The organism is Echinicola arenosa (genome assembly GCF_014841125.1).
Taxonomy (GTDB): Bacteria; Bacteroidota; Bacteroidia; order Cytophagales; family Cyclobacteriaceae; genus Echinicola; species Echinicola arenosa.
This window is the reverse complement of record NZ_JACYTQ010000003.1, coordinates 540,904-556,353: the sequence shown is the minus strand read 5'-3', so window position 1 is coordinate 556,353 and position 15,450 is coordinate 540,904. Positions and strand designations below refer to the sequence as shown.

The 15,450-nt window shown below is 38.4% G+C and carries 13 protein-coding genes; 7 read left to right on the top strand and 6 right to left on the bottom strand.

The window, feature by feature from the left end; translation table 11 throughout:
- Positions 1 to 37: 37 nt before the first annotated feature.
- From IFO69_RS11565 to IFO69_RS11550, 4 genes are read right to left on the bottom strand one after another with little or no spacing between them, the layout of a single operon-like run.
- Positions 38 to 640: a hypothetical protein gene (locus IFO69_RS11565; RefSeq protein ID WP_192010257.1), complete on the bottom strand. Its 603-nt coding sequence runs from the start codon at positions 638 to 640 to the stop codon at positions 38 to 40.
- 26 nt (positions 641 to 666) lie between these two features.
- On the bottom strand, positions 667 to 1,215 hold the full coding sequence (locus tag IFO69_RS11560) for a DUF4136 domain-containing protein (RefSeq protein WP_192010256.1): 549 nt from the start codon (positions 1,213 to 1,215) through the stop codon (positions 667 to 669).
- Between the two features lie 24 nt (positions 1,216 to 1,239).
- The gene (locus IFO69_RS11555) at positions 1,240 to 1,848 is read right to left on the bottom strand and encodes an OmpW family outer membrane protein (protein WP_225444102.1); all 609 of its coding nucleotides are present in this window, start codon (positions 1,846 to 1,848) and stop codon (positions 1,240 to 1,242) included.
- Between the two features lie 9 nt (positions 1,849 to 1,857).
- Complete coding sequence (locus IFO69_RS11550; RefSeq protein WP_192010255.1) at positions 1,858 to 2,526, bottom strand: DUF4136 domain-containing protein; 669 nt, start codon at positions 2,524 to 2,526, stop codon at positions 1,858 to 1,860.
- Positions 2,527 to 2,807: 281 nt separating this feature from the next.
- On the opposite strand from IFO69_RS11550, the gene IFO69_RS11545 reads away from it, so the two are divergent.
- On the top strand, positions 2,808 to 5,279 hold the full coding sequence (locus IFO69_RS11545) for a PIG-L family deacetylase (RefSeq protein WP_192010254.1): 2,472 nt from the start codon (positions 2,808 to 2,810) through the stop codon (positions 5,277 to 5,279).
- 93 nt (positions 5,280 to 5,372) lie between these two features.
- Positions 5,373 to 7,088, top strand: a complete 1,716-nt coding sequence (locus IFO69_RS11540) for a sodium:solute symporter (RefSeq protein ID WP_192010253.1) — start codon at positions 5,373 to 5,375, stop codon at positions 7,086 to 7,088.
- Positions 7,089 to 7,146: 58 nt separating this feature from the next.
- Here IFO69_RS11540 and IFO69_RS11535 read toward each other — a convergent pair whose 3' ends face one another.
- Positions 7,147 to 7,998 (bottom strand): DUF2911 domain-containing protein, encoded by an 852-nt coding sequence (locus tag IFO69_RS11535; protein ID WP_192010252.1) that lies wholly within the window; start codon positions 7,996 to 7,998, stop codon positions 7,147 to 7,149.
- 90 nt (positions 7,999 to 8,088) lie between these two features.
- Here IFO69_RS11535 and IFO69_RS11530 point away from each other — a divergent pair, with 90 nt between their 5' ends.
- Genes IFO69_RS11530 through IFO69_RS11520 form a run of 3 tightly spaced genes read left to right on the top strand, consistent with a single transcriptional unit; the run spans position 8,089 to position 10,482 of the window.
- Positions 8,089 to 8,697, top strand: a complete 609-nt coding sequence (locus tag IFO69_RS11530; RefSeq protein ID WP_192010251.1) for a DNA-3-methyladenine glycosylase — start codon at positions 8,089 to 8,091, stop codon at positions 8,695 to 8,697.
- Positions 8,698 to 9,618, top strand: a complete 921-nt coding sequence (locus IFO69_RS11525; protein WP_192010250.1) for a 2-hydroxyacid dehydrogenase — start codon at positions 8,698 to 8,700, stop codon at positions 9,616 to 9,618.
- A 30-nt stretch (positions 9,619 to 9,648) separates the two neighbouring features.
- Positions 9,649 to 10,482, top strand: a complete 834-nt coding sequence (locus tag IFO69_RS11520; protein ID WP_192010249.1) for a universal stress protein — start codon at positions 9,649 to 9,651, stop codon at positions 10,480 to 10,482.
- Here IFO69_RS11520 and IFO69_RS11515 read toward each other — a convergent pair whose 3' ends face one another.
- Positions 10,483 to 11,202: a tetratricopeptide repeat protein gene (locus tag IFO69_RS11515; protein WP_192010248.1), complete on the bottom strand. Its 720-nt coding sequence runs from the start codon at positions 11,200 to 11,202 to the stop codon at positions 10,483 to 10,485.
- Positions 11,203 to 11,420: 218 nt separating this feature from the next.
- On the opposite strand from IFO69_RS11515, the gene holA reads away from it, so the two are divergent.
- Together holA and IFO69_RS11505 are read left to right on the top strand one after the other, a co-directional pair.
- Positions 11,421 to 12,443, top strand: a complete 1,023-nt coding sequence (gene holA / locus IFO69_RS11510; RefSeq protein ID WP_192010247.1) for a DNA polymerase III subunit delta — start codon at positions 11,421 to 11,423, stop codon at positions 12,441 to 12,443.
- Positions 12,444 to 12,459: 16 nt separating this feature from the next.
- Positions 12,460 to 15,447, top strand: a complete 2,988-nt coding sequence (locus tag IFO69_RS11505) for a tetratricopeptide repeat protein (protein ID WP_192010246.1) — start codon at positions 12,460 to 12,462, stop codon at positions 15,445 to 15,447.
- Positions 15,448 to 15,450 lie beyond the last annotated feature (3 nt).

Genomic DNA, 15,450 nt, shown 5'->3' with positions numbered 1-15,450 from the left:
TTGTTTTGATTTACTGATTCATGGAATCAATTATAATTTATTCAGCTGGAATTAAACCATCTTCTTTCATTTGCTTATAAGATTGTACTGCGATATGTTCTACCGTTTTTTCTACAGAGGAGGGGTTGACGGTATTGGAAATACTAGACCAAACGAGGGAGTTGTCTTTCAAATCGTATAAGCTGGTTTCTATGACATAATTAGTGTCTTCGGTATAATATCCTGGATCATAGTATCCACCGTATCCAAAACCTCCCCAGTAATACGGGTGCATATTCCAATATCCACCCGTATATGTTCCTGGGACATAGTTTTGACTTTTCTCTTTATCCAACAGCTTCATTACAATGATTCCATCAAAGCCTTCAGATTTAAGAATGTCCCCGGTTTTATCTTTATCAGTTGCAGTGGCTTCATTGGTTAGAACTTGATAGGATGGAAAAAGTTTGTCATTTAGTCCAGCTACCTTGTCCTCAGCAATTCTTCTATTGGCCTCAGAGTTACCTAGTACTGCTACAATGATTTTGGAAAAATCAACATCACCCATTTGTACATCTGGGTTTTTCCAAGAACTGACAATTGAGGTAGAGCTCGAGCAAGCACAAAAGAGAAATGCGAATAAGAATATTTTGTTTTTCATGATTGTTGAATATTTTATTTTAACGATTATTTTTCTTCTATTTCTGACATAAGATTATTCACTCCTTCAACGATGTATTTTTTAGCTTTTTCATCATTTTCTGTGATAACGCCTTGGGATATGCCTTGCCATACCATTTTGTCTGTTTCTTTATCTACCAAATCAACGGTAAAAGTACCTTCCTTATAGGTTCCCACTGGTACCTCTTGGACTTCCCAGTGGTAATTTCGTTGGCCTACATACATGAGAGGGTCACTTCTCAGGTCTGTTTCTCTTGTTTGTACTTTTTCTTCCAGAACGATACCGATGTTTACCAATAGATCAGGATTGTCAGTGTCCTGTTCTATGCCCATCGTGGACAATTTACTCTTAATGGCTTCTTTGATCCAATCCACTCGTTTTCCATATTCTGGCATTTCAGTGATATCCAAATCCGTTTTGTAAAAATCAAAACTTTGGTAATCACTGATGCTGAAATCCGGAGCAGAAGAGGTGTCCAATACTTTACCTACAGAACAGGAATCAAGAATAATTGAAACCAATAGGGCACTTGCAATTGCTATGTATGTTTTCATTTTTGGTAATTAATTAGGTTAATGCTAATATTTCCAAGCTAATCCTATTTTGAAATCCAGACTGTTGAAAGGTTGGTCACCAAAAGCACTGTTGTATTGAAGGCCAAGGTTAAGGGCCAGTCCATAGGACAAAGGAGCCATGACACCAACTTTAGGTGCTACTCCAAACTGCATTTTATCATCCTTTACTTGATAAAGTCCCATCTCTACCCAGCGCATGACATAGTATCCACCTATCCCCAAGCCAATATATGGTTGTACCTGACCAGAAGGCTGTAAGTAATAAGTGCCATTGGCTAGGATAGGGATTACATTGGTGTAGTTATATTGTTTGGCACTCAGGGTAACATTATTACCATCTTCTACTACGGTTAGGCTTTGTATTCCATCGCTCGCTTCGTAATATGTGACAATTCCAGTGGCTAGTCCTACAGAAAGATGATCCTGGATATAATAATTGTATTCGATCCCTAAGCCTCTAAATGAGAACTTGCTGGTAAAGTCCTTAGTTTCACCAAGTGGTAATGATGGTAAGTAGTTAAGTTGGAATTCAGAATATCCTTGCTGGGCATTAACTGTGTTAAGTCCCACAATTGTTAGTATTGCTATTAATAATATTTTCAATTTCATCATGCTGTGGGATTATTTGTTCAAATAAGGTGAGTCCGTGAAAATCTGGTCAAGGCCACGATCAATTCTATTATTGAGATTGCTTTGGCTGCCTTCCAAGAGGCCATTTAACCCTCCTGCCCATAAAATAGGAAGTGGATCTGGTTCACTATCAGAATTTGCCGTAGCATTGTTCGGATCAACCATTTCAATGATCAGTGTCCCTTCTCTATAAGAATATACCCCACCAAAATAACAACAGCCACCTGGATAACCTGGATACCATCCTCCGGGAGGATAAACAGGGCCATACCATCCCCATCCTGGCCACCAGCCCCAATAATCCCACCAGCCGACAATCTGGAAATTCACCAAATCTATAACTGATACAAGTAGCACCACATCTGACCCATCGGTTTCTGCATTTACCCTTTTCTCCCAGCCCATTTGTTGGAAATGTTCATCAATCTTTACCAAGATCAATTGCTCGGTGACTTTATCCAGTTTAGAATTATTGTCATTTGATATAAGGACAATACTATCGGGCATATAATAGGTTTCGTAGTCGTCATAATTGACATCGGGATCTTCGACAGTCAACACCAGGTCCAGTTCGTCGACAAACTCTGCACCATTGGGTGTGCAACCCATTGCCATAAAAATACTGGCGACTAAAATGTTGGTTTTAAGCTTTCTTAACATAAAGGAAAATGATTATATAAAACGACATTCAATTACAATTCAATTAATGAAATTAAAAGCATCTACCTTTTAATACTTTTTATTGGTTTGCTAAAATTTATGAATGTTGCCAATTTGTATAATAGCAAAGCCTGATTCACAGTTGTTTGACTTTTTGATGCGAGAATGACTGAAAATATGAAAAAACACTTTCGCTTCTTTTCCGTTGATTAACCATTGGTATAAAAGTGGTTTCCCATCTTAATTACTTATTTTAGATTCGTCTAGTTAACCCGATTTATATGAAGCTTAATACCTCGCTTTTTTTGTTTCTTTTTTCTGTATTGTGTCCTCTCGTTTCATGGAGTGCTGACAGACACCCATCATCAGAAATATATCATCAGTTATTGAAGCTTAGGGAAACCAAGCGTGTGTTGTACATCGCTGCCCACCCGGATGATGAAAATACAAGGCTCATTGCCTATTTAGGTAATAAGGAACATTTACAAGTAGGTTACCTTTCTTTGACCAGAGGAGATGGGGGACAAAACCTGATAGGAAAGGAATTAGGAGTAGAATTAGGCATGATCAGGACTCAAGAACTCCTCAGGGCTAGGGAAACTGATGGAGGTCAGCAATTTTTTTCAAGGGCGATTGACTTTGGATACAGTAAAAATCCAAATGAAACGCTGAACAACTGGGACAAAGAAAAGCTCCTTTCTGATGTAGTTTGGATAATCAGAAATTATCAGCCAGACATCATTATCAATCGCTTTAACACTACTCCAGGAACCACACATGGGCACCATACTACTTCTGCTATTCTATCCATAGAAGCCTTTTCTGCAGCAGCTGATCCCAATGCGTTTCCGGAACAATTGGACATGGTAGAAACCTGGAAAGCAAAGAGGGTATTTTGGAACGCTTACAGTTGGGGAAGACCTTATGAGCCTGAAGCTGGAAGTTTATATCATGCTTTTCCAGTAGGAGAATACAATGATCTGCTTGGAACCACCTATGCCCAAATAGCAGCGGATAGTAGGACCATGCACAAATCTCAAGGTTTTGGTTCAACGGCCTCAGTTGGGAATAGTGAAGATGTCATAGAATTGGTGGAGGGTGAGAAGTTTGAATCTAGCCCATTTGAAGGAATAGAAAACAGATGGAATAATGTAGCTCATGGAGATCAGATAAAAGTGGCTTTGGATAAAGTGATTAAGGAATTTGATTTTGTCCATTTGGATAAAAATATTCCGGCCTTGATTGAGATAAAAAAACTTTTAGATGATGTTGATTCCTCGGAAAAGTGGGTATTGGACAAGAAAAAACTAATCAACGAAATTATAGCCCAGTCACTAGGTTTGAAGATTGAATTTTTAGCGGAAAAGCAGCAAGCTTACTTAGGAGAAGAACTGTCTTCAACTTTACTTTTTAATAATCCATCCCCTGTGCCTGTTGAGTTAGTAAAGATTGATGTACAAGGAGGAAACCATTCGATCAATACTACTTTGACAAACAATGAAGTGAAGAGGGAGCCTATCAGGTTGGAATTTGGAAAGGATAGTCCCATTTCTCAGCCTTACTGGATTGAAAATGAACCAAAGGATAATTTATTTCAAGTCAAAGAGCAGAGCAAAATTGGTATGCCTTTTAACGGTCCAACCGTTTCGGGAAAAGTGACATTCAAGGTAGCTGATGAATTGTTGGAAATGGATATTCCTTTAAAATATAAATACAATGACCCTGTAGATGGGGAGGTTAATCAGCCTTTTGTCGTTTTACCACCCGTACAACTTTCTATTGAACAAGAACAAGTATATGCCATTTCGGGTAAGCCTGCAATTTTCAGTATAAATGTAAGTTTTGCCAAAGATATCGTGGATGGAAAGTTGGAGTTGATTGGACTTCCCCAAGGAGCTTATAAAGTCCTCAATGAATTTAGTCATCCTGAGAAAAAAGAAAAAATTTATCAGCTCAGCATTAATGGAGATGCCAAGTTGGGAAAAACAACCGTAAAGGCGCAATACGTAACAGTGTCAGGTGATATTTTTGATACAGGGTTAAGGCATATTTCTTACAAGCATATTCCTGAATTGACTTATTTTCCCGAAGCTACTTTTGATTTGATCAAGCTAGATTTGAAAATGAGTGATCAACGTATTGGGTATATTCCGGGAGCAGGTGATGATGTTCCTGAGGTGCTCAAAAGCTTGGGATACAATGTAACCATGTTGGAAAGTGGAAGACTGACCAAAGAAAGTTTAGCTCCTTTTAACACTATCATCATCGGTATCAGGGCTTTCAATGTTAATGATCAGGTAGTTGAACAATTCAATGATTTGATGGAATATGTGGAAAGTGGAGGAAACCTAATTGTCCAATATAATACTACCGCTTCGTTGAAAACAAATCATCTCGGGCCATATCCATTTGACATATCCAGAAAAAGAGTCTCCGTGGAAGACTCGCCAGTGGAGATTGATTTCAAAGCCCATAAAGTGCTCCAAGGTCCCAACAAGATCAGTATAGAGGACTTTGATAATTGGATTCAAGAACGGGGACTTTACTTTCCTGATCATTGGGATGAGCATTATGTAACGCCTATTTCCATGCATGACCTAGGTGAAAGCCCTAGCAAAGGAAGTCTACTTTTAGTGAATTATGGAAAAGGGGCCTATACATATTCGGGCATATCTTGGTTTAGACTTTTGCCAGCAGGTGTGCCTGGAGCAATAAAGCTATTTGTTAATTTAATTGAACAAGGGAATGGATGAACCGTCGGTAAACTGGAATAAACTGTATTTATTACTAATTCTTGCACTGGCTGGAATGATTTTGATTTTCTCTGCCATTACCCATTATTATTCATGAGTAATCTAGACTGGATCGTCCTTTTTGGGACGCTAATATCCATTATTGGTTATGGGATCTATAAAACCTATGGTCCCAAGGATATGTATAGCTATTTGAGTGGAGGAGGTGAACTGGGTTGGTGGACAATAGGCCTTTCGATTATGGCTACCCAAGCATCCGCCATTACTTTTTTGAGCACTCCAGGTCAGGCCTATCAGGATGGAATGCGTTTCGTCCAGTTCTACTTTGGCCTACCAATAGCCATGATTATTTTATCGGTTACTTTTATTCCAATTTATTATAGGTTAAAGGTGTACACAGCTTATGAGTTTTTGGAATCTAGGTTTGATTTAAAAACAAGAACATTAGCTGCTTTGCTTTTTCTGGTTCAAAGAGGCCTGGCCGCAGGAATTACTATCTATGGACCAGCCATTATTCTTTCTACCTTATTGAATTGGAACTTGACCTTTACCAATATTTTTATTGGTTTGGTTGTGATCATTTACACTGTATCAGGGGGGACAAAAGCAGTTTCAATCACTCAAAAACAGCAGATGACTGTAATGATGGGGGGAATGATATTGGCCGGGATTTTGGTGATCAATATGCTTCCCGTCTCATTTAACGATGCCATGCACGTAGCTGGAAAAATGGGTAAGTTGAACATCGTTAATTTTGAATTTGATTTGGGAGATCGTTATAATTTCTGGTCGGGTATCACTGGAGCTTTGTTTCTTTTTCTGTCTTATTTTGGTACTGATCAGTCTCAGGTACAAAGATACCTTAACGGTCGTTCCTTGAAGGAAAGTAGAATGGGCTTGATTACAAATGGCTTTCTGAAAGTCCCCATGCAGTTTATTATATTATTTATAGGTGTGATGGTGTTTGTGTTTTATCAATTTTATGAACCACCTATATTTTTCAATAAGGTACAAACCGAAAAATTGGCTCAAAGTGAGTACAAAGATGATTTCGAACAACTGCAGTCTGATTATTCTGCCACTTTTGAAGAAAAGAATTTAGTGTTGAGATCAATGATCCAAGCGCAAAAAGAGGGTGATGAGGAAAAAGTTAATGAGCTAAGAGCAGAAATAAGCACCAAACAGGAAGAGCAGGAAGCCATCCGATCGGATGTCAAGGAACTGATCATAAAAAATGAACCTAATGCAGAAACCCGAGACACAGATTACGTTTTTATGCGTTTTGTGATGGACTATCTGCCTCAGGGAGTAGTGGGCTTATTATTTGCTGTCATTTTCTCAGCAGCCATGTCCAGTACGGCCTCAGAATTGAATGCTTTGGGAGCCACTTCTACTATCGATATTTATAAAAGGTCAATCAACAAAAACCAAAATGAACGTCACTATACGCTGTCTTCAAAGTTAATGACAGCAATTTGGGGAGTCTTTGCCATACTTTTTGCTACCTATGCGACCTTGTTTGAGAACCTTATCCAGGCAGTAAATCTATTGGGATCCCTTTTTTATGGAACCATTTTGGGTATATTCTTAGTAGGTTTTTACATGAAATGGGTGAGGGGTAATGCAGTATTTCTTGCCGCTTTAGTCACTGAAGTAGTTATTCTATTGATTCACTGGAAAAATAGAAGTGAGCTTTTCGGTATTTCTATTGATATTGGCTACTTATGGTATAATGCCATTGGCTGTTTACTCTTAATGCTGTTATCAGCAGTTTTCCAATTGTTTAGTCCTCCGAAAGCCAAAGCATAATACAAAACGGCCATCCGCCTAGGCGGATGGCCGTTTTGTATTGATTATATTTTTCTAACTATTTGATTGCTTTGATCAACCTTTCGTTAAGTCCTACATAATCCATGTTCTTGGCTTCTTTGGCCATTTCGCTGGAAAGCTGGGCACTGGCAATGGCCTCATCTTTCATGCCTAATTTTTCCTCAATCTTAGCTTTTAAGTGCATGGTCCAATATTTGGGATCTGCCTCAACTGACTTTTCAATCCATTCATGAGCCTGCTCCATATCCTTATCAACAGAATAGTAGTAAGAAGCAGCTTGATACAGTAATCCTGGATTTTCCGTGTTTTGATCAATTACCATTTCTTGGATTTGATTCATTACTACAGGTTCTACCTCAGTATCAATCTTAAAGCCAACAGCAGTTTTTTCCCAATGTAGGTTCAAAGAAGCACCTGAATCAGTCATGTCATTAAAACTGATTTCCATGGTTTCATACGCTTCAGGGCTTTTTTTGCTTGGGACAGTAAATCTAACAACATCTTTGTCATCCATATACCCAATAGCCCCCCAAAGTTCAAGGTTATTGGATAAAATAAAGGTCCAATCCTTTTTACCAGGAATGGTATACAAGGCATAGGTACCTGCAGGCACTTTATTACCCTCTAGAATTACATCTGTACTGAAAGTGATTTTTGTACTGGAATTGGCACCTGTTCTCCAGACTTCTCCATAGGGCACCAAAGTACCAAAGATCTTTCTACCTTTTACACTGGGTCTACTGTAATCGACTTTGACGTCTGTAAGACCAATTTTTTGACTAATGCTAGCAGCAGGACTGGCCTGTGGCATTTGGATTTGCTGGGCTGTCAAGACTCCTGTGGAGAAAGCCATCAAGAAAATCAACAGGAAACTTGTTCTGAAATTCATAAGGTAAACGGATTTGATAAATTGTAATTAGTTTTGACAAAGGTTTTAAATGACCACTAAATTTTAGATATTAATGTACATTAACAAGCAATGAAAGATATTAAAATTCTTCCAAAGGAATTCTTTTTGAAGAAAAATGTCACAGAAATAGCCAAAGATCTTTTAGGGAAAATCATAGTCACACAGATTGACGGGTTATACACTGCGGCTAGGATAGTCGAAACTGAAGCCTATGATGGAACCATTGATAAAGCGTGCCATGCTTTTCCAAACAAGCTTACGAAAAGAACCGAAGTAATGTTTAAAGAAGGTGGGAGGAGTTATGTTTATCTTTGCTATGGAATCCATCATCTTTTTAATATTGTGACACATGAGGAGGGAGTTGCCAATGCAGTTTTAGTGCGTGCTGTTCAGCCCATTGAAGGAGTAGAGATCATGAAAAATAGAAGAAATACCTCCAGTGAATTGTTACTTGGTAATGGACCAGGCAAAGTAGCGCAGGCTTTGGGATTAAACTTAAAACATAATGATAAGTTGTTATTTCAAGAAAATGGTATAATTTACATTGGAAGTGAAATGAATAACACTATTTTTGAAATATGTGTAAGCACTAGGGTAGGTGTAGATTATGCGGAAGAGGATGCATTGCTACCTTGGAGGTATTATATTAAAGGTAATCCACATATCAGTAAAAAGTAAATGAGTTTAGCGATCATATCACCCAATAGGGATATAGCACCTTGGTTAAAAATTTTAGCAGATACGGCTTCAGAGATCCCTTTGGAAATCTACCCTGACATTAAAGATCCGGATAATGTTGAAGTGGCGATGGTATGGCAGCACCCCAAAGGTTCTCTACAAGCTTTTCCAAATCTCAAGCTAATTTGTTCAATGGGAGCTGGAGTAGACCATATTTTGGGGGATGAAACCATCCCAAAAGACATTCCCATTACCAGAATTGTAGATCCTAGACTTACTTTTTCAATGACCAATTATGTAGTCATGGGGGTGTTGAATTATCACCGTCAAATTGATCGTTATAAGAAAGACAAAGCAAAGAAAGTCTGGGACATGTCCAATCCAGAAATACCCATTAGGGTGGGTGTTTTGGGTGTTGGAGAACTAGGAGGAGATGTGTTGGATAAATTGGCGCAATTGGGTATAGAAGTTTATGGCTATGGTAACAGCAATAAAAGCGATTTCAGACATCCCTATTACTTTGGTGAACAACTCCCATTGTTTCTACAAAAGGTAAACGTAATAGTATGCTTATTACCATTAACACCAGAGACAGAAGGTTTTTTAAATATGGATTTGTTCAAACTTTGTAAAAAAGACACCTATTTGATCAATGTGGCTAGGGGAAAACATTTGAATGAAGGGGATTTGATTGAAGCGATCGACGAAGGTTATATGTCCGGAGCACTTTTGGACGTTTTTAGACAGGAACCTTTGTCTAAGGAGCATACATTTTGGGAACATCCTAAAATTACCATTACACCGCACATTGCTAGTATAACCAATCCCGATGCAGCTGCTCCCCAGATAATAAAGAATTACTTTAACGTAATAGAAGGAAAAGGACTCATTAATCAAATTGATCGAAATAAAGGATATTAACAATACCAAAAATAACTAATTAGAGTAACCATGAAAACTTTTAAGATTCTTTGCCCAACTGATTTTTCAGAATGCTCGCTGAATGCATTAGAGTACGCGGCGAAGTTAGGAGAGAAATACAAGGCAGAGTTGATACTTTTCCATGTACCTAGTATGGAAGATTATCGAAAGCTTTTTAGACAACCCAAGGAGGAATCACTGGAATTTGTGAAAAAGAAGATGGATAACCTGATTGCTGAGGTGGTTTTAGAAAGTGTGGACAAAGGCCTTATATCCTGCACTGCAGCCGTAAAAGAGGGAAAAACAGTAGAGACCATCATCCAGTTTGCCAATGAAAATGATATTGATCTCATTGTGATGGGCACGGAAGGAGTCAATGATATCAAAACCAATTTTATCGGCACCAAATCCAGCAAGGTAATAGAGGATTCTTCAAAGGATGTTTTGATTGTGCCGAGAAAGGTGTTTTTCAAATCTCCCCGGAAATTTGTTTATGCAACTGACTATTTGGAAGAAGATAAGTTGGCTATACAAAAGGTGGTGGAATTGGCCAATTTTTACGATAGTGAGATCGATATAGTCCACGTAGGGACCAAAAACAAAATTATCGATAGAGCTTTGCACCAAACCATGGTGGGAGAGATCAAGCCCTTTATCAGGTATGAGAAAATTAGTTATGTGCTGAAGACCTATAGAGATGAACCTGGTTTGGGTTTGGAAAATTACCTCATCACAGCAAAGGGGGATATTCTTGTGACCTTGAGCAAAAAAAAGAGCTGGTTTGACCAACTCTTTACTCAAAATCTCTCGAAGAAAATGTCTTATTTTATCAATAAACCATTATTAGTGATCAAAGAAGTTTGATCACTTCCTTTTCCCAAACTTGGACTGGAGAAAGCTAAAGAATTCAGCCCTGGTGTCCTTGTCACCTAAGACTTTACCAACAGTCTTCCAATAATCTTTAAAGCTTACCGACTTAGGATCACTTTGGTCAGGTTCAAGTTGGGACGGAATATTCTTTTCAGGTTCTAGCTGCGGCTTTTCCTTGGGGGCTGATGTGCTCTTGTATTCTTTAGGTTGATAACCTACCAGTTTATCGGCTTTGTCAAAACTTTGTTTGGATCTTTGTTTGTATCCTAACTTTTCTTCCACAATGCCCTTATTGTTATATGAAACTGCATCTTCCGGATCAAGCTCAATGGCTTTTTCATAATCGGCTATGGCTCCCTTTAAGTCCCCAGTTCTATCTTTCAAGAAAGCCCTGCTTGAATATCGGTAGGGGTTCTTAGGATCTAAATTTAAAGAACGGTCCAATTCACTCAATGCCTCTTCGTTTCTCTGAAGCAGATGAAGAACTACCGCCCGATCGCTTATAAAATCTGGGTTGAAAGCATCAATTTGAATCAAATTATCAAAGTCTGCCAGCGCTTGATCCAATTTGCCAAGCCGGGATAATATTCTTCCTCGGTGCAGCAAAAGCATGGCATTTTTAGGATCCTCTGAAACCAATGGATTAAAAATATCCAAAGCTTCTTCAAACTTCCCTTCTTTGTAATAAGCTATTCCCTGATTGATATCACTCACGATCTAGTACTGTTTTAAATTTTGGTCAAAATTAATAACATTATACTTAACAGACTATCCTGTCAAGAAGTTTATTCAGGGTAGAAAAAGCTAAAACTACAACTGGACGAAGTTCATTAAAATTGACTCAGGGTCAGTGGTGTTTTATGGCAGGAATATAGCCTTTTATTATTCCTATCAAGTCAATAATTTCTATATTTGAGTAGAAATATAGAGCTATGCCAAACCAACCTGATGCAGTTTTAAAAGAGTTGAAAAGCGGGAAATATGCTCCCGTTTATTTTTTACAGGGTGACGAGCCTTATTTCATTGATCAGATTACTTCATTTATTGAAAAAAATGCCATCCCTGAGCATGAGAAGGGTTTTAATCAGATCATGATGTATGGCAAAGATGCCACCATGAGTCAGGTGCTGACCAATGCCAGAAGGTTTCCCATGATGGCAGAAAGACAAGTGGTTATTGTCAAAGAAGCTCAAAATCTTCCTGATCTGGGCAAGGAAGCAGGGGACAGTCTTTTGATCAATTACCTTTCCAATCCATTACCCAGTACGATTTTAGTATTTGCCCATAAGTACAAGGTGTTGGATGGTCGAAAAGCATTGGCCAAAGACTTGGATAAAAAAGCTGTATTGGTGAAGTCTGACAAAGTCCCCGAATACAAATTAAGTCCTTGGATAGACAGTTACCTTAAAAGCAAGTCCTTTACCATTGAGCCGAAGGCATGTCAGATTATTGCAGAATCCATCGGCAATAACTTGGAAGTGTTGACCAATGAGATTGATAAGATGTTGATCAACTTCAGTGAGCCTATTCAGATTGACAGTAACCATATCCAACAGTTTATAGGGATCAACAAGGACTATAACAACTTTGAACTGACCAAGGCTTTGAGTTTTAGGGATATTTTGAAAGCCAACAAAATCATCAGCTATTTCAGTCAAAATCCTAAATCAAACCCTTTAATACCAATTATAGCACTTTTATACCTTCATTTTTCCCGTTTACTTTTGGTACATTCCAACAAAAAGCTTGGTGAGCGTGAGTTAGCAGGAAAACTTAAAGTGAATCCATACTTTATGAAAGAATACATGATTGCCTCCAAAAACTATCCTTTAGGCAAGGTTATTGATAACATCGGATACTTAAAAGAAGCCGACCTTCGTTCAAAGGGTATTGATGCCAGCGGAATGAGTGAAGCCGAAATATTAAAAGAACTCATTTTCAAATTGATGCATTAATTTGCAAGACTTTACCATGAGAAAAATACTACTATTGTTTATTGCCTCCGGTTTTTTCTATCAGGCAAAAGCACAATCAGGTCTTTATCAAACAGGCCTGGAAAAAAAGATAGATGATGCCTATGAGCTTTTTGATAAACACCATTACAGTGCCTCCAAACTCGAGTTTGAAAACCTCAAGGAAGAGGAACTGACTCCATCGCAAAGGATAGATGTGGATTTTTATCATGCAGTTTCTGCCTTGAAGATTGAGAATCCAGACGGTCCAAGTTTGGTGGAAAATATTACCAAAAATTATCCTACCGACCCTAAAGCCAATGAAGCAGCATTTCTTTTAGGAGACTATTATTTCGAGAAACGTCACTATAAAGTGGCCATAGAAAAGTACAACATGGTCAATGTGGATGTGGTCAGTTTGGAGGATCGCTCTAAGCTTTATTTCAAAACAGGCTATGCTTATTTCCAATTGAAGGATTATGCCAATGCGGCCAGGTATTTTGATCCGGTAAAGAAAATGCAGACTTCATACACGGGAGATGGCTACTATTATGCAGGGTATGTGGCCATGGAACTACAAAAACATGATCAGGCCATTGCAGATTTCAAACAAGCAGACCGCTACCCTGAATACCAGCCAAAAGTGCCTTACATGCTTTCTGAGCTGTACTACAGACAGCAGCAATATGATGAATTAATCGATTATGCTACACCAATTATCCAATCAAGGAATAATTTGGATAGGAAGGAAGGAATCTACCTGTTGTTAGCAGAAGCTTATTATGAACGTCGTGATTTTAATAATGCTGCGACTTATTATGATGCTTTTTCCAAAACAGGCAGGGGAAATATGAGTCGTGAGCAAATGTACAAGGCTGGAGTTGCCCAATTCAAAGTTCAAAAATACCAACAGTCAACAGATTATTTTAAAAAGGTAGCATTGGAGAATGATCGATTGGGTCAGGTTTCCAGTTATTATTTGGGCCATTCCTATTTGAAACTCAACAATCCTCAATATGCTGTTACCAGTTTCAGCACAGCTTACAAGAGTGATTTTGACTCCAATATCCAAGAAGAAGCGCTTTTCAATTTTGCTAAGTTAAATCTAGAAAAAGGAAGCTTTCAGGAAGCTATCAATGCCATGGATTCCTACCTTCAAAAGTATCCCCAAGGCCAGAATGTAGCAGAAGTGGAGAACTTGCTAAGCGATGCCCTGATCAATACCAACAACTACTTGAGGGCAATTGAGCATATTGAAAGAATGAGCAATAAGTCTCCTCGAATCAGGGCAGCCTACCAAAAGGTTACTTACTATCAAGGAATAACTTATTATAGAAATAAAAGGTACAAAGAAGCCATTAACTATTTCGATAAGTCAATTGCATACCCAGTAGATAAAAGCATTGTACATGAAGCATTTTTTTGGAAGGCAGAAGCTTATGCTGCAGGAGATAACACGAAAGAAGCTATCAGGGCTTATGAGCAGGTAACCGGCATGCGTCTGACTTCTTTGGATCCAGCGTTGATCAGGAGCCATTATGGACTAGGCTATGCTTATTTCAATACCCAACAATATGCCAAAGCTGAAAATCAATTTAGGTCGTACATCGATAAAATAAAGAAATCTGATGTACAGAGTTACTATGATGATGCAGTGATGCGTCTGGGAGACTGTTATTATATCCAAAAGAAATTTGATAATGCTCTAAGTACATTTAGAAGAGCCATAGATGATCGCAATCCAGCAGCAGACTATGCCCATTATATGGCAGGCGTAGTACTCAATTTTCAAAATAGAAACCGGGAAGCGATTGCGGAACTGGATAGGGGGTTAAGTAGGTATCCAAATAGCAGATTTAAGGATGATATAGTTTTCCAAAAAGCTCAGATCAATATGGAAGAATCCAATTATGCTGAGGCCAGACAGGGATATTCTCAACTGATCAATCAAAGCCCTAACAGTCCATTCGTGCCTTTTGCTTTGGAAGGTAGGGCGATTGCAAGTTATTCATTGAAAAATTATGATCAGACGATCAATGACTATAAGAAGATCTTGGACAGCTATCCAAATGCCACCAATGCTGATGCAGCTTTGGTAGGACTTCAAGAAGCGCTTTCACTTCAAGGTAGGTCTGGAGAGTTTTCAAATTACCTCTCTGATTATAAAACGGCCAATCCAGGAAATGAAAGCCTCCAGTCCATTGAATTTGAAGCGGCTAAAAACCTATTTTTCAATCAATCTTATCAGGAATCTATCCGAGCTTTTGAAACCTATTTGAAGAGTTACCCTAATTCAGGTCAAAAGCAAGAAGCCAATTATTTTATTGGGGATGCCTATTATCGTTTGGACCAAAAAGACCAAGCGCTGCAGACCTTCTATGATTTAGAGGGAATGGGGGCATCAAGTCAACGCGCGAAAGCCATTCAACGAATTGCTGAAATTGAATTTGAGAAAAAGAATTATCAAAAAGCGATTCCATATTTTATCAGCAGCAGTAAAGTAGCCAGAGATAGGATAGAAGAGTATGAAGCTTATAAAGGTTTGATGACGGCTTATTATGAAACCAGTAAGTTTGATTCGGCCAGCTTCTATGCCGATAAAGTGATTGCATTGGGAGATATCACAGCAGACGCAGAAGCCAATGCTTTGCTGATTAAAGCCAAGTCGCTCTTGAAAACAGGAAAAACAGCAGCAGCCCAGGATGAGTTAATGGTGTTATTAAATGAAAGTGAATCAATTCAAGGAGCGGAAGCACTTTACTTACTTTCTCTTTCTTTCCATGAAAGTGGCAACTTCACCCAGTCCAATGAAACCATCTTTAGTTTCTCTGAAAAGTATGCTGTGTATGATTACTGGTATGGAAAATGCTTTGTGCTTTTGGCTAAAAACTATAAAGGTCTAAATGAAAATTTTCAAGCTAAAGCTACTTTGGAATCTGTCATTGAAAATGCTAAGAATGAACAAATTATTCAAGAGGCCAAAGCAGAACTAGAAGCAATTCAATAAATT

Bases quoted from the DNA above. Each gene is read 5' to 3' on its own strand.
- IFO69_RS11550 (WP_192010255.1), bottom strand. From the start codon at position 2,526: ATGTTAAGAAAGCTTAAAACCAACATTTTAGTCGCCAGTATTTTTATG.
- IFO69_RS11565 (WP_192010257.1), bottom strand. From the start codon at position 640: ATGAAAAACAAAATATTCTTATTCGCATTTCTCTTTTGTGCTTGCTCG.
- IFO69_RS11560 (WP_192010256.1), bottom strand. From the start codon at position 1,215: ATGAAAACATACATAGCAATTGCAAGTGCCCTATTGGTTTCAATTATT.
- IFO69_RS11555 (WP_225444102.1), bottom strand. From the start codon at position 1,848: ATGATGAAATTGAAAATATTATTAATAGCAATACTAACAATTGTGGGA.
- IFO69_RS11545 (WP_192010254.1), top strand. From the start codon at position 2,808: ATGAAGCTTAATACCTCGCTTTTTTTGTTTCTTTTTTCTGTATTGTGT.
- IFO69_RS11505 (WP_192010246.1), top strand. From the start codon at position 12,460: ATGAGAAAAATACTACTATTGTTTATTGCCTCCGGTTTTTTCTATCAG.
- IFO69_RS11525 (WP_192010250.1), top strand. From the start codon at position 8,698: ATGAGTTTAGCGATCATATCACCCAATAGGGATATAGCACCTTGGTTA.
- IFO69_RS11535 (WP_192010252.1), bottom strand. From the start codon at position 7,998: ATGAATTTCAGAACAAGTTTCCTGTTGATTTTCTTGATGGCTTTCTCC.
- IFO69_RS11530 (WP_192010251.1), top strand. From the start codon at position 8,089: ATGAAAGATATTAAAATTCTTCCAAAGGAATTCTTTTTGAAGAAAAAT.
- IFO69_RS11520 (WP_192010249.1), top strand. From the start codon at position 9,649: ATGAAAACTTTTAAGATTCTTTGCCCAACTGATTTTTCAGAATGCTCG.
- IFO69_RS11540 (WP_192010253.1), top strand. From the start codon at position 5,373: ATGAGTAATCTAGACTGGATCGTCCTTTTTGGGACGCTAATATCCATT.
- holA (WP_192010247.1), top strand. From the start codon at position 11,421: ATGCCAAACCAACCTGATGCAGTTTTAAAAGAGTTGAAAAGCGGGAAA.